Raw genomic sequence first — 22,536 nt, 5'->3', positions numbered from 1 at the left:
CCGCCATGCTGAAAGGGTATGTGAAGGTTGACCCGTTTGAGTGCATTCTTTGTGGGCACCGTTTAACGTTTCTTCGCTTTAGGGCTGGGGAGCCGCTGTCAGAGCTGGTCCACCATGCTCTGGTTCAAGCCCAAATCAGGTCAATTTAGGCATTTCGCAGGATGAGTGTATCTGAAATAGCGAAAACAGTGTGAAAGTGTTCAATTAACACTCGACTTTAAATTGTAGGACAGAAGTTAGGTCAGTCAGGCACTCATTCTGGCATGAGTTATGCCGCGATTGTTCAGGTCAGGAAATATTGAGATTCCTTACCTTCAAGGCTATATAATTCTATGCTGCTTTAAAAGTTTGTAACGATTTCAGTGCAATTTGCAGAGCAAAAACTAGCGAGTTCATTTGAGTCAAAAACTGAACTCTGACGCCTATTTTTTGTACTTTGTGAGTTTTGGGTGTCAGATTATATATATTTGGTCAGAATTAACCCAATTGAGTGCGTAGGCTGTTTGACGAAACCAACAATGGGCAGGTATGAGTTGTTTCAGATTCTGCAACAACTGAGTTTTCTCTTTATTCGAGCAAAAATTGCAACAGTTCAACTACCGAGGAAACACCTCAACAGTTGATTGATAAGTAATGTGCATATTTTGCACATTAGCTAGCTCTGTTGCTGAAATTATGCTTTCTGAAACGTTTCGGGCTAAATGTTAGTCAGTGGTGGGCTAGCTAATTTAAAATGGGAAGTGCTCTTCTTCATACGCTTCAACCCAAATCACCAACTTTTCAAGTTCGTCACCTTCGGGGGTGCCTGGTTCAGCCACATCAAACAGGGATTCAATTCTCTTCATAGCGGTTTTATATTCGCTTTCTGAGAACTCTAGCCCTAGTTCATCCCATGATACCGTTGCAAGCTCATCAGCATGGGTAGTATCGGGTGTGATACCATCAAGTAGTTCTTTTTCTGACAACCTTTTCTTGTTCATAAGTCGTTTCTCGATTAAAAAATGACATTAGATAATTTATAGCATAATGGGCTACTAGCCGTAATGTAGAACCTTGTTCGAAACACGCAATGGGGCATTTATCAGCTAGAGTAATCCTTATAATGATTGTGATCACCAATGTTTTTGTAAGCTCTATTCACAGATCAACCTTTAATATCTTCGCAGAAAATCAAGGCGGTTACCCTGTCACTTTCAGTCCCATGAGTCGCTGTGCGACGAATACCAGAACGCGCTCACGAAGTGAGTAAGATAAGGACTTATCCTCCAGATTAAGTTTAATGAATAGATCATACCAACGGCACGAAAATTGCCCTTCGCCTTGCTAGAATGCGCGAGCGAAGCGAGTAAGACGTACGTTGTTGGTTGATTTGACTCGTGGTTATTTTGGTGGTTCCACTAAATTTTATGTATATGCTCAGTAGTTTCCTGTCGAATGACAAAAGAAAGATCCAGCGCAGCCAGCGATGGCGTTGTTCTTTTTTAATTCATCCTGGTTTAATGCTGGCTGTGGGTACCATTGAGCGAAGCGACTGTTGTTGTAGGATCGATCAAGCTAGACTTGAGTATGAGACTGACGCGCTATCGCTTGTCGGCTTCACACTGGCTCTACATACAAGCATGTAGCAGCCAGTGTGAACCTTAACTTCTTATCTAATGTTTATCTAAATATTTATTTATATACGAAGTTTAACTACGTAGTACACATAACCGCAGTCCATTTTTTAATGCCACCTTTGTGCTCTTTTCTTATACTCTTTTATTGCACCCCCTTTTAGATTTAACATGAAAAGACGATTCAAAACGATCGGTAGGGGACGAGCATAAAGGTTAAACTTTGGTAAACACGGGAAGGATTGGTGAATCTTTAACCAAAAATGCGCTACAGACGTGCAAAACCCTCCGCCGTTAAGCGGATACCTCTCTATAGCTAGTGTGGAGAAGGGGAGTGGTGGGGCGTTGCTATGAACAGGTTGGCCACGTTCTTAGCAAAATCATTACAGCGCGTCGCGTTGTAGATCTCCTGAATGCCAGAAGCAATGGTACGGAAGTTTAGCCAGTCAAAACGCAAGCCTTTCTTTTCCATACGTTTGCGAGAGGCGATGATCAACTCGCAAATATTAGGATAGCGCACCACTTTAATGTCTCTAAAGAAGGCTTCTGTGAATTGCTTGTAAGCGGCTGCGCTGCGCACCGTACCTTCGGCATCATCAACGCACACATTAATGCGCTCGCTGTACAAGTAAGTCGCACGTTGCAAGTATCGAATCACCTTAGCGAACGACTTCGGTGAGATATACTCGCCCCAACGTAACGCGTAGTCTTCCTGGAGCTGGTCATAGCTGATGGTTTTCAAACCGGCTTCGGTCGGCACACCAATACGGCCACCAATCAAATCCGTGTTAGGTAAGATACAAGCCAATACTTTGGCAATCAGCGTTCGGCATTGGATGTTATTGATCGCCGCGCCTCCCCAAGCGAATAGCGCAGGAAACCGTTGTGGATTATTGATAAACTCTTGGCACGCTTTCAAGATAAAAGCGTACTCGTGGGGAAGATTGACCACGTCACCACTACGAAGCAAACGTCGAGCCTTAAAGCCGATAGCATAATCGTCCTGGTCAAGCTCTGTCTCAGATTGAGCAGGCTTAGGATTAAGCACGTCATGGTGCATCTCAATGAGTTCACGCTTACGCGCTTTACGCATCAAACGGTACGCTTTGTCGTATTGGGATTTGGCTAACGCTGGTGCAAGGTTATCTGCAAACATGAGACTCGCCCTCTAAGCCATAACCCAACGAGATCAGAATGTGAGGATCTGATGTCAATGCGGTAAATACTGAGGTCTGGAGTCTGAGAGTCACTTGCCATAGGCAAGACACAATGGGATTCTTCATATTTTGATTCCAGAAGGTTTTTAGGGTTGTTTGGATTGAGGGTCCAAACAATGAGCTTTTAATTTACACAAGATCGTCAGAAAGATCAAATGCTTAAATTTCAGGCACAAAAAAGCCGTTCACTTCTGGGAGAACGGCTGCTTTGCGAATGCTATATAGTTAGGATCTCACCCCTAACACACTCTCAATTCTTAAAAAATACACTACATAGAAAACTATGTAGTAGCGTGCTATGTAATGCACTTTTCACTTTAAGAATCTGCGCTAATTATAGCGCACTTACTTTATGGGGCTCAAGCCTTAAATCACATTTTCACAAAATCGTTTAACATAATGAATATTATACGTAGTTATATCAATAAGTTACATACCATCATTAAAATCTGTGATATGTAATCACATATTATACTTCATTAATATAAATTTCATAGCCTTTATATTTTTCTAACCGCTTTATTTTCAACCACACCCTCAAAAATATACTCAATATATCCTTATTTTTCAATATCTTAAATTGGTTCGCATTATATTCATTATGTTAAATAGCAGCAATGGGCGACGCCGTTTTGAGCCAAAAATCATCCAGCCCTAAAGGTACACACGTCAACGTGAAACTCTCAGGCAAACATAACCAAATTCTGGAGAGCTCAACGGCTCACAATCGCCGTACAAAACGCGCGGAAGCCCAAGCTCGCCTAGAGCACCACCTTGATGTGTTCGGTGTGAACTGGGAAGTACCCAAAGATAAACCGTAATTTTTTCCAAAAAAAGATCCCCGAATGGGATCAATGACATCAAAACGATTGTCGATTTGCTCTTTAACAACTTGTGCCATGAACGACTTAACACGGAACTTGTTTTGTGTGGGTCACTCCGAGCAAACCAGTGACGGAGGACAGGAATTCACTGAAACAGACCTTATTGACCGCTATGGCGACCGGATGCATGACCTATAGATAATGGAAGTGCATAAGCTGGTATGGCTGAACTGTGTGAATGACCCGAAATGTGAATAAGCCCCGCCTACTGTCTCGGCGGTCAGGTAGAGACAATCTCCAAAGCCTACTTCTACAGTGGGCTTTGGAGAGAACCAAAATAAACCACGCAGAGGAGCGACCCCATGAAATCAAAAATGACCGCCATTCAAGAGCTTAGATTTTGGGTTGATGTCATCGAGCAAGCCGCTATTCCGGCCAACGGGGTGCGTTTAACACAAGACGAGCAAGGCGCGCTATCCCAAACGTATCGTGCTCTCGCGCAAACTGCGCTCTACGCAGCGGACAAGCATAACAACACAGGAGAAAGTTCAATTAACTGAGCAACCACCGTGCGCTAGGCTTGGCCATTCACTCGCTTTTGGCTGCGATAACGAGGCGAAGCCTCTTATTGAGACAAAAGGAGTACCGCGTCAGCGGATAGGGTAAATGTTTTTCAATGCTCACTGACCAGACAGAGGTTTACCCCTGAAAACGGCATAGAAAACCATCTGTTCACAGTCAAACTGTGAGTGATGCCAACACTTAACTCACTGGGGAGTCAGTCTTGTAAGCGTCTCGCCCAAAACACTCTGTGTCCTATCGACCGTCAGTGAGCATTGAAAAGCCAAACCGCATTAAAAATACCACGCCTTCTTGTCTATCCGGCAAGGAGATAATACGGGGGGAACCCCTCCTTTATCTATTCTCTTTTGCGCTTAACCGCGTGAGTAAACTCTTCCGGTCTTTCGGCTGGTCGCTTTTTGGCGTCGCGTCGCGGCGTCTTGTTCTCTTAGAAACAAGGAAACTTTCCTATGCAAGTCAAAAAAACACCCCTTAAACCCCTGCCATGGCTGGCAGGCGTGGCCATTCTATCGGTTGCCCTGGCCCAGCCCGCACTTGCCGCCGACTTATTTGCCACGGGTAAAGACATGGTGAAAGAAACCGCGGGCGATGATTCGGGGATTGAAACCGCGATGCTCGGCTTTTCCGCGCTCAGCGCGGCGGTGGTCGGCATTACATCGCGCAACTGGTTTGGCGCCGTCGGTGGCTTTGCGGGCGGCATGATGTTCTGGGAGGTGGTGAAGCCACTGGTTGGCTTAGCGTAATCATAAGGCGGCGATGACATGGAAAATAAAGCGCAGTATTACGCGATTCCCAAGTACCTCAATTCAGGCAAACGCCTGTGCGGCCTTCCAAGAGAAGAGCTCCTTCCTGCGGTGTGCATCTTTGCGCTTGGCTTTTTTGCCAAACACTACGCGATTGGTTTTGTCCTCGCGGCGGCTTGGTTTATGGGATTGAGATACATAAAAACGCAATACGGTGAACACATCGTCGCCTACGCCCTTTATTGGTGGGGCAGCGCTTCGATTAACCAAATGCTGTTCAAACATACCCCACCGGCGATTAAACGCTATTGGTTGTCTTAAGGAGTCGTATGGAAATTTCGAACAAAAAAGACCTGTTGGCGATGAGTAAAATGCTCAACGTGTTTTTAGCGGTGGGCTTTTTTACCGCCAGCTTCGCCTGTGTGGTGCTCGCAGCGGCGTTGACCTACCTCTCACTCAAAGAGAGCCGAACGCTGGTTCCGCCGACGCTCTCACAAGCGTTTTCGGTGTCCAATGGTGATGTGGATGAGTCGTATTTGATGTTGATGGGCAGTTACTTCTTGCACCTGAAATACGACATCACCCCCGCCAGCGTCTCCCGTCAATACGGGTTACTGCTCGATTATGTGCCCGCTGAGTCCTGGTCGGCTGTTCAACCGACCTTGCTGTCGGACGCGCAACAAATCACGACCAGCAACATCTCCAGTCGATTTGTGGCGGATAAAGATGGCGCCTTAGTGGCGTTGGGAACGATGCAGTTTAAACAGACCGGCACGCTCTACAAGTCTGTGGGTGACCGCGACTTAGCGCCTGAAAAAGTCACGTATGTCGTGCAAATGGCGTATCCCCATGGGGTACTGGAGCTGATTGGCATTAAAAGAGAAGGAGAACCCTCGTGAAACGCCTGCTGACCTTAGTGCCGTTACTGGCGGCCTTATCAAGCCCGTTATCGCTGGCCGACAATGTGGCGAAACGAGAAATTGATTTTAACGATGGGGATACCATCCCCGTCACCCTGTCTTCCCTTAACATCAACCGTTTGATGGTCAAGGACGATAAAATCGTCAACATCACCTGCCCCAGTGGCTTTTGTACCACGACCGCCAATCAAAAGGATAAGACGGGCTCGGTGTCGCTGAAAATCAACATTCAATTGCCGTTCAATGTTCACGTCACGACCAGTAAGGGGCGGGTCTTCTCACTGTTTGTGAGCCCTAAAGCGACGCCGTCGGTGGTGACGGAGTTTTTACCTTCGGACAGAGAGCGTCAACAACCTTCAGTGTTCGACCGTGCGTTTGATTACCCCTCAGCGCTGGCCGAATTCACTAAGCAAATGATGCATTGGCAATTCGATGGGACGCCAGTTTCCGGTTTCACCGTGCATCCGGTCGACCCTGACACGTTACCGCCTGACGAGGGCGCTTTACCCTTTATTCCGCAAGTGGTGTTTGTCGGGCAAGACTACTCGGGGATCATTTACGAGGTCCAAAACCGCTCTAATGAGACCGTCACGTTGACCACGGCGCAGTTTTACAGTTACGCGGCGCGCAGTGCGGCGCTCGACCGTTTAACGCTTGGCCCCAACGAGAGCACTCAGCTTTACTTGGTCACGGGTGGAGGGGTGAGCGATGTTCGATAAATTCAGAGAACGCTTTTTTAGCGATAAAGAGGGCGATTTTGACCGTGGCGGAGACATCAACGCCGAGACCACCAAGCGCAATCAACACATTACGTCCGTGATTGTCTTGTTTCTCGTGTTGGCTGTCCTTGGGGTGTACCAGTACACCCGCCCTAAAACGGTCAAAGTGGCGCCCACGACAGCGGTGGAGTTTGGGGCCATCGTGGATAAAGGCTTCACAGAAAAAGACAACCAGTCGGCCCTCACTCAGCAACAGATGTTGATTGCCACGCTCACCAAAGAGATGCGCGATCTGAAAGGGAAGATGCAAGGGTTTAAAAAAGAGACCGAGCAGCGTATCCGCAGCGCCAAGTTGGACACGGCGTCTTTGGTGGAAGACAAGGTGCGGCGTGAAATGCAAAGCACGGTGGACGAGCTGAAAGCGAAGATGGCGGCGATGCAAAGCCCGGCCTCACCGCCTGTGGATGGGTTCAATGATGGCGGTGAGGCCGCGTATCCCCTGGTGGGTGGCGATGAGACGTTTGGACAAGCGAGGCTCCCTCCTCGGCCTTTGCCTTCCTCAGACAACAACCCCAACCTCGACACTCTGGCTTACCCCCCACGCCAGCAACGCTCCTTTGCTCAGCATCAGTTTGATAGCACCGATTTTTCGTGGCAGGAAGAGACCGAAGCGCCCCGCCGAACCACGGACAATTATGTTCCGACGGGCACGTTTGTCACGGCGGTCGTGACGGGCGGCGCGGACGCGAATGCGGGCGTTTTAGGGCAAGGCGATACCACCCCCATGGTCTTTCAGACCTTGAACAACGGCATCTTACCCAATGGTAAGCCCTCCAAACTCAAAGATTGCACCATCACAGGGGCGACCTACGGGGAGATCTCATCGTCACGGGGCATAGTTCGGACTCACCGCATGAGCTGCATCTTCGACAATAAAGACATTTTAGACGTGGCGGTCAAAGGCACGGTGTTCAATTTTGGTCGTAACGGCATTCGCGGTACCACCATTTTAAAAAATGGCAAAGTGGTACAGATGGCCGGCATCTCTGGCATTTTGACGGGGCTTGGGGAAGCCGGTAAAGGTTTGTCGGAAACCACGTCTACCTCGGCGCTTGGCTCAACGAGCAGCGTCTCGGGCCAAGACATTGGCCTCAATTTGTTGGGGAATGCCACCGCGTCGGTGGGCGCGAAGTTGGCCGATTACTACATCGGGCTGGCAGAGATGTATCACCCCATTGTTGAAATCAATCCAGGCTCGGTGGTCAACATCGTCTTTCTGGAGGGGTTCCCGCTCGATCCGCTGGAAGCGGCCGAGTATGAACAGGCCCAAGCCCAAGAGCAGTCCTCTCAATCGAATCAACTCATGGAAGTGATCAGCAACGTGACTCAGAACCCATTAGCGAACCAAATCAACGCGCAAGGCATCCAAGTGCCGTCGTCGCCGTTTGGTCAAAAATAAGGAAACGTCATGCACAAACTCATTGTGTTTTTACCCTTGTTGCTCGGTGGCTGCGCGGCAGGCCTGGGCGAAGATTTCAGTTGTACGCAGGTGGGCGGCACATCCGGTTGCACCACCATGGATGAGATACGGCGCCAACCGATGGGGACCTCCCCAGTGTCTGCGGCGCAGGCGGCCCCTGACAATGTGTTCTTAACGTTGCCACGGCGCGATCGTCAAGGGGTGCCTAAACGCACTCAAGATACGGTGAGAAAGATCACCATTTTCCCATTCACGGACACGCTCGGGCATTACGTCGACACCACGGATATTTACGTGATACTCGATGAAAGTCGTTGGTCTGGGCGTCCCGCTAATGCTATCTGGAAGGATTAAGCATGCTCAGTCAACTGTTGAAACGTAAACCTTCGTTGGGGCTTGGCGGTTTAGTCGCCGACGCCAATCAGCATCAAAACCACTTCCATCATGAATTGCCGTACCGCGACTTTGATGCGCAGACCCAACTCTTTCATAACCGAAAATCGTATGGCTTTGCGCTTAAGCTGACGGTGCTTGGCGGGGCCAATGACGAATTGGTGATGTCGCTCAACAAGATGGTGATGGATTTCCCTCAAGGCGATAAGTGGGATTATCAACTGTCGATGTTTGGTCACAATCGAGTCGCACATTACTTAGAAGCCAATGGGGACATCATGGCCAAGCGAGGCGGCATTTGCCAACGTTTGGCCGAAGAAGAAGTGCGCTACGCGGGGTTTTCTGCGGCGAAAGGTTTTTTCCACCGTCAGCGACATAAGTTTGATTTGCGCGATTACGACGCGTATTTCTTCGTGTCGACGAAAGAGAAAAAGACCGACAAGTTGGATGACGTGCGCGCGGCGATGGAAACGGCGCTGTTGCAACTCGGTGTTGAGACCGCGCGGGTCGACCCCAAAGGGCTCATTACCTTTGCGGGTGATCTCTTGAACTTTGATGCCAAACAAGACCGCCCGATTGAGCGTGACTATAACCCGTTCGACCCGATCAACCGCCAAGTGCTGTCGCCGGATACCGAGATGATCATCAAACGGGATCACATTGCAACGCGTCACACCAATCCTTTCGGTCAAGAGACGCGCGGGCGCACCGTGTGCATGGGACTCTCTCGAGCCCCCACCGACTTTCGGTTGTACGCGATGCCCGAAGCGTTTGCATCAATTCGTAATGTCTCGCGCATGTTGACGTGCCCACATGTGTTGTCGTTGAGTTTTCGTCACAACGTCACGGGTAATTTTGAGCACGAGAACAACAAGAAAATTAATGATTTGACCAAAACACTGAAATCTCCGATGGCCATGTTTTCGCCCACCGCGGGTGAAGAGTTGGAAGAGCGCACGACCTTGCAAAAGGGGTTGGCCGACAAAGCGACCTCGGTGTGCTCGATGGTGTTGAACTTGACCTTGTTTACCCATAAAGCGCAGCAGCGCCATGATGTACAATCGGCCAAAGAAGCGTTTTCGGCCACGGGACTCGACATCAAAGAGCAAATCATGATGCAAAGTCAAAGCGTGCTCAGTGCGCTGCCGTTTTTAATGAGCGAAGGCGTGTGGGAGGATTGTGGTCGAGCGGGTCGCGTCCGAACGTTAAAAAGTGCCAACGTGGTCAATTTCTTTCCGATGGTGCTCGATTTTAAACGCCTGGTCAGTGGCATGTTGCTGCCGACGATGCGCGGGCAAATCTCGTTTTTTGATCCCTTTCATTGTGGCAGTGACAACAAAAACATCGCCTTAACCGGCGGCTCGGGGGCGGGAAAAAGCTTTTTTACCCAGGGCTTGGTGCGCAGCGTCTACGCCAAAGGGGGGAAGTGTTGGATCCTCGACAAAGGGGACAGTTACAAAAAGCTCACCTTGATGCTCGGGGGCACCTACCTCAATCACACCAATATTTTCCTTAATCCGTTCACCCATCTAGAACAAGTCAAAAACAGCGCGCATCACGAGCCGGTTGACGGAGAGAACGTCGACCCGATGAAAGAAGCGCTCAGCAACATCACCGCCTTGTTCGCGACCATCGCGTCGCCTCATGCTGAATTGGAAGGCTATCAGATGGCGGTGCTGGGTGACGCCATTTTACGGGCGTGGGAGGACAATGGCACGATAACGATTGTGGATGACGTCCAAGCGCAGTTGTTTACGTTGGCCGATGAACATGGCCACGATCGCCGTATTCGAGACATCGCCGTACAACTGAATAAATATTGCGCAAAGGGCATTTATGGCGACACGTTCAATAAGCCTTCAATGCTCGATCCCACGGTGGATATCACCACCCTAGAGCTTGAAGGGTTCCCTGAAGATGTGCTGCGTCCGGTGGTGTTTGCGCTGATTGTGTCCATCAACCAGCAGATGTACCTCTCAGGCTCTCGCTCAACCCCCAAAATGTGCATCATCGAAGAGGCCTGGAGCTTGATGTCAGGCACCAATGCCCAGACGCGCAGTTTCATTAACACCGGTTATCGAACCGCGCGTAAATTTGGGGGATCATTTTGTACGGTGACCCAAGGTATTGGGGACTTTTTTGTGAACGAAGAAGCGCGCGCCTCTTACGATAATTCCGACATTCACATTACGCTGCGCCAAGGCGAAGGCTTTGAAAAGTTTTTGCAAGACAACCCCAAGGCGTTCAACGAAATGGAACAAGGGATCATCAAAAGTTTCCCACGAGCTGGGGACGCCGGGTACAGCTGCGTGCGCATCAAAGCCGGTGGCCACACCACCTATCACCGCGTGTTTTCCGATCCGTTTACGCGAGCGTGCTACAGCACCGAAGCGACCGAATTTGAATACTGCGAAAACTTAGTGAAACAAGGCATGCCGAGTATCGAAGCGATAGAAGCGACCGCGCAACATTTCTACGGTCAAGAAATCGCCGACTATCAGCAAGCGCTTCAACAAAAAGCACAAGGGGTTTCCCATGACGTTTGATTTACACGGCCTATTTATAGTGGCGTGCGTGAGTATTGCCTCCTCGGTGGTGACCACCTTAGCGCTGGAGTCGCCGCCTCCCTTAGTCAGCATGGACGTAAAAAGCACCCTCGACCAATACCATAAAGAATTGCTGAAATCCCCCCTTTCTCTGCCGGAGCAAACGGATAAATTGGCGCACTTTGCCCACGTCATGAACGAAGAAGTGGCACGTTACGCCACTGAGCAAGGGCAAGTGGTGTTGGTCAGCGCCGCGGTCGTCGGCGGCACACCGGACATCACCGCGCACATCCAACGTGCCATTGTTGAGCGCTATGAGCCGTAGGAGTCAGTATGCGACACCTGATGATGGTCTTCGCCCTGCTGCTTTCGTTAGGGGCGGTGGCGAAGGACTTAGGTCGAATGGGATCGACGTTCCCGATTGGCGAAATCGACATGCTGACGTGGATAGAGGCGCGGCTTAAACACTTCAAGGCAACGGGTAAACTTGAGCAAATGCACACCGAGTTTGCTGAGCAAGTGAAACAAAGCGTGGAAACGCCGCCGCCGCTTTCCTTATCGACCACGACCACCCCCAAAACGTTTTTGGTGGATCCCAGCATCACGGTGCCCAAGGATTTAACCGACGCCCAGGGGCGAGTCTTTGCCAAAGCGGGGACGCGAGTAAATCCCTTTGATACCCGCACTTGGCCAACGGGCGCAAAATTACCGCAGTTTGAGTATTCAAACGTGCTGGTTTTTTTTGATGCGCGCGATGCCAAGCAAGTTGAGTTCGTGGCCAACCTAGAGCACGCCAAACCCCTTCGCTACATTTTAACCGGTGGTAGCCCTAATCAAGCCGCTAAACGATTCAATACCCGCATGTACTTCGACCAACAAGGGACGCTCAGCGACCGGCTTCACATCCAAGCGGTGCCCAGTCTTGTCGAGCAGTCGGGGCACGCATGGCGCGTTCAAGAGTTTGATGTGCAACACATTGTTGTGGGAGAGTCACCATGAAAATCCGACCTTTATTCGGGTTACTTGTTCTGTGTGGGTCACTGTTGGTCAGTTCGACCGCGAAGGCCGGAGGGCCCGCGTGCGTCAGCCGATTTATCAACCCCATCACCGACGTGTGTTGGAGCTGCCTGTTTCCGATGACGCTGGGCTCTGTACCCCTCATTCCATCCATTTACCCTGACACCAACAACCCCACAATGCCGATCTCGTTTTGCCCAAAACCGCCGCCGATTTTCATGCAAATTGGGTTAAACATTGGTTATTGGGAGCCGTACGCGCTGACCGATGTGACGCGGGTGCCTTATTGCATGGTCAATATGGGGATGCAACTGGCCGGCGCCAATCAGCAAAAACTCGGCGGTCGAACCACCGCGCGCGATTCCGGTTCGAGTGATGGCGGGTTTTATCACGCGCACTGGTACAAATACCCCCTCATCTACTGGCTTCAATTGATGCAATCGGCGGCGTGCATGGCCACCGATAACTTTGATGTAGCCTACCTGACCGAGGTCGACCCTCTGTGGGACGACGACGAGCTGGCGTTTATCTTAAACCCCGAAGCGATTTTGTTTGGTAACCCCATTGCGCAGTTAGCGTGCGTACCGGAGTCCATTGCCACCACGACCAATGTGGTGCTCCCGTTTGATTTTTTGTTTTGGTGTTTGGGCTCTCAAGGCAGCGCTTATCCGTTAACGGGCAACACCAACTATCGAGACACCCCGATACAAGCGGGCACCCTCATTATGGAGCGGCTCAATTACAAATTGCACCGGCAAGGGATGGTGTGGGAGACGCGCGGCGAAGATGGGGCGGTCTGTTATCAATACCCGACGCCAATCTTACCCAAGTCTCGATACCGTTATCAAATGAGCGCGCCGATCACGGACGCCGCATGGTGTCACCCTTACACCACGACGACCACCATTTGGGAAATGGGCCACGATAACCCCACTACGGGCGATAACTTCGGTTACGTTCAGTGGCGTAAGCGCAATTGCGTGTTTCTTTAACCTGAGCTCGCTTTTGGCTGGGTAGGCTTGCCTGCCCCGTCAAAAGGAGTACCACGCTTGCGTGGAGCTTTTATTTATTTGAGGTTTTTATGTCCCCCTTGCACTCCCTAGTCGCCACGGCTGCCTTGTGCGCGGCGACGCAGTGTCACGCGTACACTCAAGAAGAGCTTCAAGCGTTCACCGAGCTTGAAAAAACAATGTTGCAAACAGCCATGCCGTCAGAGCTCGAACGTCATCTTCAATCCCAGTTACGCGCCAGCGATGAGATAGCATCCGATGCGAAAGCCATGGCACGTTTTTGGCAAGACAAGCTCAAACCCCAACACCTTAAGCGCGTCATTGATATTCCCAAGCCAACGCAAAACCCCAAAGCTGCCCCAACGGGGGTCATGGTGTTTGTGTCTTTGACCATGCCAGAGGCGTCCTTGCGCGCGCTTTTAAAACAAAGTGAGCAATGGCAAGTGCCTTTGGTGATACGCGGTGTGTTGCCAAGCGGTTTTCCGGCGACCGCAAGGCGCATTCAATCGCTACTGAAAATCCATCAACCAGACCAACCCATTCAAAGTGGTTTTGCCATTAACCCTGAGTGGTTTCGGACCTTTTCGGTGACTGAAGTGCCAACGTTTGTGGCGGTAAAACCCGGCAAGTGCTTACCCAAGCAGCCTTGCAATGAAACGGACTATGACCTCATTAAAGGCAACCTATCGATCCCCGATGCGCTGAATCAATTGGCTCGTGGTGACAATCCCGAGGTGGTGAATGCCGTCTTAAGGAGGCAGCCGTGAAACACGTTCTATTGATCGCGAGCCTGGCCATCGTTAGCGGCGCATTCGCAAGCCAAGGCGACCATTATTACGACAATGTAGATTGGGTGAAAAGCGCACAGAAAAATATCCCTTCAACGGCGAAGGGGAAGCTCGATGTGGGAGATTACTGCGCGGGGCAAGGGTGTGACAATGATCTGCGTAACCCTGAGCAGGCTCAGCTGAACGACGGCAATATGGACGCGAACGCGCGCACTCATTATCAGTCCAATGATAAGGCGCAAGCCGTGCAAACCCGTTTTGATAAAGGCCGACCGGATGTGAAAAGCGACCCCGCGTATGAATTTGCGCTCATGGTCCAGGATAATGCTTATGAGATATCTCATGGCTTATCCAATCAATACGTGGATTGTGATAACGCGACACAATGCGTCATCGATGACATTCCCAAAGTGTGTCGTCAACCGACCAATAACACCGTGCCTTGCACTAAAATGCCGACGTTCACCGCGGTCACGTCTCCTGTGATTTACAGTTGCTCAAGAGGAACTCTTCAAGGGAGGTTATGCGTGATACCAACTGAAGACTGCCGTTATGAGAGTTTTTATGGACGAATCAAGTATGGCTTCCAAGTAGGTACGCAAGGTTCTGCCTTCATTTTCTGGGAGGGTACCCGTTACCACCTTCGCACTTCAACTTGGGCTAATTACGGAGGCCATTATTTAAAGCCAGGACAAGGAAGACAGGCTTGTAAACTTGTTAACACCACTGTTGCTGCGACACTGAGTTGTCGCTCTGACTTCACGCTTTCAGGCGGAAACTGCATCAAAAACACCCTCACCTGGACCACTCATTGCAACCTATTAAGTGAGTGTCAAGTCGTGTCGCAAACTTGTGTAGAGGGGCGAGGCACACACCGAATTAACGGCGTACCCACCACGCTCGATTGCTGGAAGTACCAAGTTAACCACCAATGCTCTAGGGACAATACGTGTAATGCGCTGCCGACCGATTGCACCACCACCGCGACGCATTGCAGTGCCAAACAAAAAGGCGTGTGCATCGAGGAAGAGCTCAAAAAATCCTGCCCAGAGAAGCGCTGCAGCGCCACCAACTTAACCTGTGGCGAAGAAAGTTTTTGTCTCGACGGTGATTGCTATGCGGGCACGCCGGAGCCCTCCAGTGATTTTAATGAATCGGCGGCGGCTTTAGCGGCGCTGGCCAAAGCGGCAGAAGGGCTCGGTGATCCGCCTCTCATCTTTACTGGGCAAGGTCAGAAGTGCACAAAAAAAATGCTCGGCATTTCGGACTGCTGTAAAGATGGCGGTTGGGGCACCGATGTGGGGCTCGCGCAGTGCAGCGAAGAAGAAAAAGCCCTGGGTAAAGCGAAAGATGACAAATTGACCATTTATCTCGGCAGTTACTGCGCAGAAAAAGTGCTCGGACAATGCTTACGCAAGAAGAGAACCTATTGCGTGTTCGACAGCTTATTGGCGCGCATTATTCAAGAGCAAGGAACGCGCGACCAACTGGGATTGAGCTTGGGCACCGCCAAAGTGCCCATCTGCGGGGCGATCACCCCAGAGCAAATGCAGCAAATTAACTTTGAAGATATCGATTTCTCGGATTTCTTTGGTGAGATGAACAGCAACACCCACTTGCCGTCTAGCCAAGAAATTCAACATCGGTTATCCAGTGCTTTAGGAGATCCATAACGTGATGCCCTCTTTTTCGACCCCTTTGGTGAGGGTCGCCCTGATGTTGGGAGTGATGGGCGCGTTCAGCGCCCAAGCCTCGTCTAACCCGCAAGGTTGGAAGTGGTATAACGAGCCCCATGCGGCCCCAACCTTCACCCCGCCGCCCCCAAAACCCCTTGAGCCCAATACCACCACGAGGATCATGAGCGCTACCGAACAGATGGACTGGTTTCATGAGACGTACAAGGAAGCGCTCAACGACGCCACCATCCATTCGAAAGACGAGGACAAGCTCAAGACGGTCATGCAACTTCACCAATACATTGGTGAGCGCACCAGTGAAACGGGCATGACGTTCAAAAAGGTATTACTCCAACACCCTGAGCTCTCTTACCTCAAAGATCGCCCGGCTGAATTTGCGGCGCGCGGCACCTATCACAAGCTCGAACGGGAGAAGAAAATCGACGCCGTGGCGCACATGCGCGACGAAGGTTGGGGTTTTTTCTTTGTGTATGACGGCCAAGACAGTCTCAGTCAGCAATTGGCCCCGTCGCTGCAAGCCTTTTCCGATACGCACGGGATTGAGATTTTAGGATTATCGCGTGATAAGACCTTTGTCTCCGGCATTCGAGATAACCGCAATAACGACAACAAAGTCGAGGTGCCTTATGCGCCTGCCCTGATTTTAGTCAACCCCAATACGGGTGAGATGAAGCCGCTCGCTTACGGGTTTATTTCACAAACCGCGTTGTTGGGGCGTTTCTACAACGTCGCCAATGACTATCAAACGCCCGATTTTTAGCGCGCAGAGTCTTGCTGCTTCAAATCTCTCCCCTGTTTTGCGCCTTCACGTCCTTAAATGACGGTAAACCAAGAGAACATCATCATGTTGATACGCACCCTTACTTTACTCTTTTTGCTGCTTTCGCCTTTCGCTACGGTGCAGGCTGCGCCCAATGACGATTACGCGATGGTGTTCTTCTTTCGCAGTGATTGCCCTTATTGCCACCGTTTTGCACCGAAACTCAAACGAGTGACCCATCGGCAACAACTGCAGACGTACGCCTTTTCGCTGGATGGCCAAGCCGTTCCTCATTACCCCGTCCCTATTCCGGCGACGCCCGCGGTGAGTCAGATGTTTTTTGACAATCCCCGCAACATCACGGTACCCGCGACGTTTTTGATAAACGTCAATTCTCAGAAGTTTGTGCGCGTGTCTATTGGCGATGTGTCGGAGGTGCAGTTAGAAACCAGCATTCGCCACATTTTAAGCGATGCCGACACCTTAGAGGCCATACGATGATCCGACCTCACCACACCCCACCAGGGCGAGCCCGTCTTATCGCTTTAATGCTCAGCGGGTTACTCACTGGCGCTTCCTACGCCGGCGGCGTCAATTCGTCGTTAGACGGTTTTTTTAATGGTCTCGGTTACAACGCCAATGTCACCCACCCCAATGCTTTCAAAGGCCAAGCCGCGAATTATTACAATGGCGGCTCTTTGTATGCTCGCACCCCCATAAAAAGTGCGCAGCTCATGAGCGTGCACTTGCCCGAGGTCTCAATGGGTTGTGGCGGGATTGACGCCTTCATGGGGGGATTTTCTCATATCAACGCCGACGGTCTCGTGCAATTTGGCAAAGCGGTGGTGCAAAACGCGGCGCCGTTTGCGGTCGACCTGGCGCTTCAAGTCTGGGCGCCACAAATCAAACAAATTCGTGACAATCTGCAAAACATTGCCGATAAGTTTCTCAATCAGTCGATCAACTCTTGTGAAGCGGCGCAGGCGGGGGTCAGTGGACTGGCCGCTACCTTTGGCGGTCCGGCGGCGAAAAAGCACGTCTGCGCCACCATCGGCACCAAAGGCAACGTATTTGATGATTGGGTCGGCGCGCAAGTGGAGTGTGGTGTGGGCGGTCAGTCGAACGCACAGGTCGCACGCGCTCGCGCGGATGGCAGCGCTGGGTTGGAAGACATCGCCAAGACCAGCCACAACATCGTTTGGTCAGCGGCGCTTAAAAATGGCTGGTTAGCCGGAGATAAAGCGCTGGCTGAATTTTTGATGAGCCTGTCAGGGACGTATATTTATGACGCAAACGGTCGCCCCAAATACTACGCCTCCTTGTTAGCGGACAACAATAACTTAGTGGACGCGATGCTCAAAGGGGGGAAGATTGAGTATTACAAGTGTGATAACACCGATGAGAAAGCCTGTTTGTCTCCGCAGAAAAAAGAGCTGACTTTAGCGCAAGACAAAGGGCTCGAAGTGCGTATTCGTCAAACGTTAGAAGCCTTATACATCAGTGTCGCCAATGATACGGGGCTCACCGACAATCAAAAAAGCTTTTTGGAGTACACCGACACGCCGGTGCTGGCGGTGTTCATCGGCTCAGTCAGAAGCAACCGTTACCCGAACTTTTCGGCGTACGCGCGCGTCATCTCGGTTGAGTTGCTGACCCGCTACCTCAGAAACATGCTGACGGTGGTGACCACGTCACTGAACCACACGCAAGTGGACAGCAAGGACATCGCTTTAATCATGTCAGACATCGATCGCGCTCGCGACTTCACCAATGGACTCTCAGACAAAGCGAAACGCGTGATATTGACCCAAGAGCAATTGACGCAGGCGTATAAAGAGAGCGACTCGGAAGCGATGAGCAAAATCAACAAACAACTGCTGCAGAACCTGTCCTTTGGAGGCTAATGTGACACTCGAATATTACACTTACACCCAAGGCGCGGCGATACAAAAGGCGCTCAATGCCATCGCCACTTTTTTTGTCAGCCAATCGTTCGCCTCAATGATGTCCATCTCTTTAATGATAGGCGCCGCGATGACCTACGCGTACTTTGTGGCGACACGTAACCCCAAACACATTTACATTTGGGCCATTGTGTTCGCCCTGGTGCCTTCGATGTTGATAAAACAAACCGTCACCATGCAAGTCATCGATAAGACCGAGCCAACGGCGGGGTATTCGGTGGCCAACGTGCCCTATCTCATTGCCCTGCCGACGTGGTTCTTTTCGACCATGATGGTCGGTACAGCCGACGCCATCGAGTCCATTTTTACCACCACCGACGATGAGCGTTACGGTCGCACCGGCATGATGTTTGGGTCCGAGTTGTATCAGCTGTCGCGTCAAAGTGATTTAAAAGACGTGGCGCTGCGCCGTTTATGGAATGACTTTTTCCAAAACTGCATTATTGGCGACATCCAAATCAATAAAAAGTACACCTGGAACGCACTCATGAACGCGCCGGACACGTTTGCTTTCTTAGATACCAAAAACATGAGCCCACTGCGCGGTGTGATACTCAACGATCTCAATCAAACCTTTAAAACCTGCGAAGAGGTGTACCCTGACATCAAGGCCAAATTCACCACCTCCGCGGCGATTGAGCTCGATTTGATTGCGACTTACCTGCACGGCGACAAAGCGTCGACCTATAAGGCGCACGTAAAAAATGCGATGTCGAACAGTTATCAGAAATTCATTGGTATCAGCAACAACGCGGTCGATGTCCTCAAGCACAACATGGCGATGAACGCGATGCGTTACAGCATCAACACCCTCGACCCGTCCGCCAGTGCGATGAATTACGCGTACACCTCGAACAAGATGCAACAAACCTCGATGTGGGCGACCCTTGGCATGCAGGCCAGAGAGTTTATCCCGATGTTGCACACGATGCTCTTTACCCTGTTTAGCTGTCTAGGGTTCATGGTCGCGGCGGCGGCGCTCATTCCGGCGCTCACCAAGATGGTTCTAACCAACTACATCAAGACGTTCGCCTACCTCGCCACTTGGCCGGCCCTGTTTGCGATACTCAATGCGATCATGACGTGGACTCTTGAGTCGCACTCAAGCGCGACCGCGAATCCAATGCGAGGACTTTCATTATCGAACAGCAATGCGATTGATGAGCTGCACATGCGCTACGGCTACATGGCCGGATTTTTGATGATGACCATTCCAGTGCTTGCGGGGAAAATATTGCAAGGGGGCGTGGCCGCTGCGCAAGCCATGAACTACCAACTGGCGGGGATGATCAACAGTACCAACGCCCGCGTCTCTGCGGCGTCTTCCACCGGTAACATGGACTTTGGTAATCTGCAAATGCAAAACCACAGCCTCAACAACACCTCAGCCAACAAGTTTGATGACAACATGCTGCTAAGAACCGGGATGAACACCGCTCAACAACGGGATGGGTCAAGCATTACGAGCTTACAAAATGAAGATGGCCGCAGGCTGTATAACGCGCAGGAAGCAGAATCCAAACCCTTATGGCAAGCGCAAGCCTCGAACATGCTGCAAAACAGCGTCAACGACCAATATTCGGACGCAAAAACCGCGCAGACGCAGAATATGAACAGTTTCAACGACAGCTTCTCGAAAGGCTTCCAGCAAAGTGACCGCTGGAACGACAACTGGAGTAAAAACCGCTCTTATGGCGACGGTCAAACGATGTCGACCGAAGGGCAAATCAGTCAATCCCACTCGAAAATGGACTCGGCGATTCAGAGTGTGTCTGAGACCATGGGCTGGACGCATGATCAAGCGCAGGCGTATGTGGCGGCGAAAAATGCCGGCGTTGAAGTGGGCACCCCGAAATTTTTTGGGACGAGCGCCAAAGCCGGTGCCAGTTGGAGTGAGGAGGATAGAGAGTCATTCAGTCACATGAACGCGGAGCAGAAACAAGCCCTAGCCCAAGCGACTTCGCAATACAGTGAAGGGGCGACGGAGATGCAGCGCGCAGGCCGCACACTCGATGCGAAAGAAAATCGCAGTGAAGCTGAGCAATACGCGCACGACTTTGCGATCAATGCGCAGCGCACTCAACAAACCGCGGCCGCAGTCAATGAATCGAACGCACAGGTCGACAGCCTAAGCCACATGCAATCGAGACTGAAAAACGACACGGTGAATTTCAGTGCCAGTGCCATCACAGGTTTCCAGCAATATTTAGAAGAAAATAGTCCTAAAGAAGTGGGCCGCTTGATGAACGCCAGTCAGCCGGAAGACATGCAAGACGTTAGGCGCGCTTTTGAGGATTACACCCGTACCGATGGCTTTCAGGAGCAATACGGCATCAACACCTCAAAAGCGTCACTCAATGATCTCAAATCTTTGTATCAAACCAAGGACTTAGGGCAAACGCCAACGCTCACGCCTGAGCAAAAAACGATGACTAATACAGGCGCTGAACAATCGTTAGCCAAAACACAGGAGGTGGCCGCTGACATGTTTAAGGTCAATGAGAGTGGTGAGTTGTTTGTCGACAGCACTTACCATAACGTGAAAGGGAATGCTTTACTCTACGCGGGACATTTGCAAAATGAGGTGCAAACGACCCCAACGCCGACCGTCGAAGGCAATCATGGAGTGCAAAAGAAAGTCGAGGCGGAAGTTGATACCACCCCCATTAAATCGACTGAAGTGGCCAATTATCCCGCTGCGGGCTATCCTCTCATGCCGCCTAAAGATAATGGTTAAAAACACAGCGCTGTATATTTAAACACATAGTAAATTATGTTAATATGGTGCCTATATTAGTGAGGGTTGGAGTGACATATGAAATGGATAATAGGCGGTTTACTCAGTGTGTTGGTGAGCCTACCAGCTATGGCGCAGCCGTGGCACAAAAGCCCCGCGTTAGAGCAGCTTATCGTGAAACTGAACACCAAGTATCAATCGGATGACTTATCAAAATATAAGCAAGAGAAGATGGAACAGGTTGACAACCTGTCCTACTTCATCCGTTACCTTGATCAACCTAGCACCGAGCAGTACGCCAAGCTCAAAGCGTTTTTGTGGGGAATGCAGACCGCGCACATCGGCAGTATTAACCAACAAATCCAGACCAATGTGGTGCCGTGGTTTTGTCCAGCCGGCGGCAACTTGAAAACGGTCAGTCACAACGCGAAAAACCCGACCGAGTTCATAGAGAACATTATCTGGTATGGGTTAGAGCAGGATTTGAAATTCAAGCCTAATCGATTCAATGCGTATGATGGCGCAGCTTCTTTTATGTCTTCGACAGCACTCATCGAGTACGGTCTACAAACTAAATACCCGTGTTACGACCAAGTGCCGCAATCGCACCGTTTGGTGGGCTTTAACTACTAGCCTCCTTAACGCCAACCACACTCTAAAAAGGCACGCCACACGGCGTGCCTTTTTCATGGGTGATAACAACTAAGATATTCTTCCCCCCGCCACTGGCACCCAAGTTAGGCGACTGACGAGGCGCCAAGCTTGCTTGATTACGCTTGGAGAAAACTAATGCAATACACCGTCGTTGTCGATTCCAATAAAGATTGATCGTTTTTACGCAATATCAGGGCATGCGGGACGCAAGAGTTAGATCATCGGCTCTAAACGATTTATGTCCATTTCCTTCCAACTACAATCGTGATGACCAAATTAAAAAGGAGGTCATCATGGTAGTTTTCAACAAAACGAAACGAAGTGGCGTCAAAAAGCCTTTTCGGCTTGAGGAAATTTGGCGGATCAGAACCAGATTAGAAATTGAAAATAATTTGATGCAGCTTGCGTTGCTCAACTTAGCTATTGATAGCAAACTTAGAGCAAGTGATTTGCTCGTTCTCAGAGTTTGCGATGTATCTTCGCAAGATAGGATATTTAACCGCGTTAAGCATATCCAGCGCAAAACAGATATTGAAGTTCAATTAGAGATAACGACAAGAACTCAGCAGAGTCTAATGAAATGGATTTTGATGGCTTCGCTACATGACAACAATTTTATTTTCCCAAGCCAAAGGCGAAAGCAACAACCGATTAGCTATTCGTACTATCGATACTTAGTGAGGAGATGGGCTTCTAATCTGGGGGTGGATCCTAACTTGTATGGCACTCACTCGATGAGGCGAACAAAAGCGACGTTAGTCTACGCAAAAACGAAAAATATCCGAGCGGTGCAGCTACTACTTGGTCATACCAAGGTAGATAATACAATCCGCTATCTTGGGGTTGAATTAGAAGATGCATTGTTGCTTTCA

The 22,536-nt window shown here is 50.4% G+C and carries 22 protein-coding genes and 1 pseudogene; 21 read left to right on the top strand and 2 right to left on the bottom strand.

Annotated features, from left to right (window positions below):
- Positions 1-149: pseudogene (locus AB6E52_RS20540) on the top strand (IS91 family transposase); the annotation flags it as partial.
- Between the two features lie 579 nt (positions 150-728).
- On the opposite strand, the gene AB6E52_RS20535 reads toward AB6E52_RS20540, so the two are convergent.
- The gene (locus AB6E52_RS20535; protein WP_371979995.1) at positions 729-980 is read right to left on the bottom strand and encodes a hypothetical protein; all 252 of its coding nucleotides are present in this window, start codon (positions 978-980) and stop codon (positions 729-731) included.
- Positions 981-1,929: 949 nt separating this feature from the next.
- Positions 1,930-2,769 (bottom strand): hypothetical protein, encoded by an 840-nt coding sequence (locus tag AB6E52_RS20530; protein ID WP_371979996.1) that lies wholly within the window; start codon positions 2,767-2,769, stop codon positions 1,930-1,932.
- A gap of 678 nt (positions 2,770-3,447) precedes the next feature.
- Between AB6E52_RS20530 and AB6E52_RS20525 the strand changes: the two genes are divergently transcribed.
- The 20 genes from AB6E52_RS20525 to AB6E52_RS20430 form a co-directional block, all read left to right on the top strand.
- Entirely contained in the window at positions 3,448-3,651 is a 204-nt protein-coding gene (locus AB6E52_RS20525; RefSeq protein ID WP_372024210.1) for a TraY domain-containing protein, read from the top strand.
- A 365-nt stretch (positions 3,652-4,016) separates the two neighbouring features.
- Positions 4,017-4,214 (top strand): hypothetical protein, encoded by a 198-nt coding sequence (locus tag AB6E52_RS20520; protein WP_372024213.1) that lies wholly within the window; start codon positions 4,017-4,019, stop codon positions 4,212-4,214.
- 471 nt (positions 4,215-4,685) lie between these two features.
- Positions 4,686-4,979, top strand: coding sequence for a type IV conjugative transfer system pilin TraA (gene traA, locus AB6E52_RS20515; RefSeq protein ID WP_069593581.1), 294 nt, complete (start codon positions 4,686-4,688; stop codon positions 4,977-4,979).
- Between the two features lie 18 nt (positions 4,980-4,997).
- Positions 4,998-5,300 carry a type IV conjugative transfer system protein TraL gene (traL, locus tag AB6E52_RS20510; RefSeq protein WP_016768463.1) on the top strand — a complete coding sequence of 101 codons (303 nt, stop codon included), beginning with the start codon at positions 4,998-5,000 and terminating at the stop codon, positions 5,298-5,300.
- A gap of 8 nt (positions 5,301-5,308) precedes the next feature.
- Positions 5,309-5,878, top strand: a complete 570-nt coding sequence (traE, locus tag AB6E52_RS20505; RefSeq protein WP_016768462.1) for a type IV conjugative transfer system protein TraE — start codon at positions 5,309-5,311, stop codon at positions 5,876-5,878.
- On the top strand, positions 5,875-6,618 hold the full coding sequence (traK, locus tag AB6E52_RS20500) for a type-F conjugative transfer system secretin TraK (protein WP_372024216.1): 744 nt from the start codon (positions 5,875-5,877) through the stop codon (positions 6,616-6,618). The genes traE and traK overlap by 4 nt, the downstream gene beginning before the upstream one ends.
- The gene (locus AB6E52_RS20495) at positions 6,608-8,077 is read left to right on the top strand and encodes a TrbI/VirB10 family protein (RefSeq protein WP_171763003.1); all 1,470 of its coding nucleotides are present in this window, start codon (positions 6,608-6,610) and stop codon (positions 8,075-8,077) included. The genes traK and AB6E52_RS20495 overlap by 11 nt, the downstream gene beginning before the upstream one ends.
- A 9-nt stretch (positions 8,078-8,086) precedes the next feature.
- Positions 8,087-8,452: a type IV conjugative transfer system lipoprotein TraV gene (traV, locus tag AB6E52_RS20490; RefSeq protein ID WP_016790712.1), complete on the top strand. Its 366-nt coding sequence runs from the start codon at positions 8,087-8,089 to the stop codon at positions 8,450-8,452.
- A 2-nt stretch (positions 8,453-8,454) separates the two neighbouring features.
- A complete protein-coding gene (traC, locus tag AB6E52_RS20485) occupies positions 8,455-11,037 on the top strand; it encodes a type IV secretion system protein TraC (protein WP_372024219.1) in 2,583 nt (860 codons plus the stop codon).
- On the top strand, positions 11,027-11,362 hold the full coding sequence (locus tag AB6E52_RS20480) for a TrbI F-type domain-containing protein (RefSeq protein WP_135458918.1): 336 nt from the start codon (positions 11,027-11,029) through the stop codon (positions 11,360-11,362). Before traC ends, AB6E52_RS20480 begins: the two co-directional genes overlap by 11 nt.
- A gap of 8 nt (positions 11,363-11,370) precedes the next feature.
- Positions 11,371-12,036, top strand: coding sequence for a type-F conjugative transfer system protein TraW (gene traW, locus AB6E52_RS20475; RefSeq protein WP_372024222.1), 666 nt, complete (start codon positions 11,371-11,373; stop codon positions 12,034-12,036).
- Entirely contained in the window at positions 12,033-13,046 is a 1,014-nt protein-coding gene (gene traU, locus AB6E52_RS20470; protein WP_372024224.1) for a conjugal transfer pilus assembly protein TraU, read from the top strand. The genes traW and traU overlap by 4 nt, the downstream gene beginning before the upstream one ends.
- An 89-nt stretch (positions 13,047-13,135) precedes the next feature.
- On the top strand, positions 13,136-13,831 hold the full coding sequence (trbC, locus tag AB6E52_RS20465; RefSeq protein WP_372024226.1) for a type-F conjugative transfer system pilin assembly protein TrbC: 696 nt from the start codon (positions 13,136-13,138) through the stop codon (positions 13,829-13,831).
- Positions 13,828-15,525 carry a type-F conjugative transfer system mating-pair stabilization protein TraN gene (traN, locus tag AB6E52_RS20460; protein ID WP_372024228.1) on the top strand — a complete coding sequence of 566 codons (1,698 nt, stop codon included), beginning with the start codon at positions 13,828-13,830 and terminating at the stop codon, positions 15,523-15,525. Before trbC ends, traN begins: the two co-directional genes overlap by 4 nt.
- A gap of 4 nt (positions 15,526-15,529) precedes the next feature.
- The gene (gene traF, locus AB6E52_RS20455; protein WP_372024275.1) at positions 15,530-16,309 is read left to right on the top strand and encodes a type-F conjugative transfer system pilin assembly protein TraF; all 780 of its coding nucleotides are present in this window, start codon (positions 15,530-15,532) and stop codon (positions 16,307-16,309) included.
- 84 nt (positions 16,310-16,393) lie between these two features.
- The gene (trbB, locus tag AB6E52_RS20450; RefSeq protein WP_016768055.1) at positions 16,394-16,810 is read left to right on the top strand and encodes a type-F conjugative transfer system pilin assembly thiol-disulfide isomerase TrbB; all 417 of its coding nucleotides are present in this window, start codon (positions 16,394-16,396) and stop codon (positions 16,808-16,810) included.
- Positions 16,807-18,213, top strand: a complete 1,407-nt coding sequence (locus AB6E52_RS20445) for a conjugal transfer protein TraH (RefSeq protein WP_016790720.1) — start codon at positions 16,807-16,809, stop codon at positions 18,211-18,213. The genes trbB and AB6E52_RS20445 overlap by 4 nt, the downstream gene beginning before the upstream one ends.
- 1 nt (position 18,214) lies before the next feature.
- Positions 18,215-21,010, top strand: a complete 2,796-nt coding sequence (locus tag AB6E52_RS20440; protein WP_372024230.1) for a conjugal transfer protein TraG N-terminal domain-containing protein — start codon at positions 18,215-18,217, stop codon at positions 21,008-21,010.
- A 78-nt stretch (positions 21,011-21,088) separates the two neighbouring features.
- Entirely contained in the window at positions 21,089-21,643 is a 555-nt protein-coding gene (locus AB6E52_RS20435; RefSeq protein ID WP_372024233.1) for a hypothetical protein, read from the top strand.
- Between the two features lie 314 nt (positions 21,644-21,957).
- A partial coding sequence (locus tag AB6E52_RS20430; protein ID WP_372189972.1) for a tyrosine-type recombinase/integrase occupies positions 21,958-22,536 on the top strand: 579 nt, incomplete at its 3' end.

Origin of the sequence: Vibrio sp. 10N.247.311.13, from assembly GCF_041467595.1 — a bacterium.
GTDB lineage: Bacteria > Pseudomonadota > Gammaproteobacteria > Enterobacterales > Vibrionaceae > Vibrio > Vibrio crassostreae_C.
The sequence above is the reverse complement of the archived record's forward strand: the minus strand, read 5'-3'. Positions and strand labels throughout refer to the sequence as shown.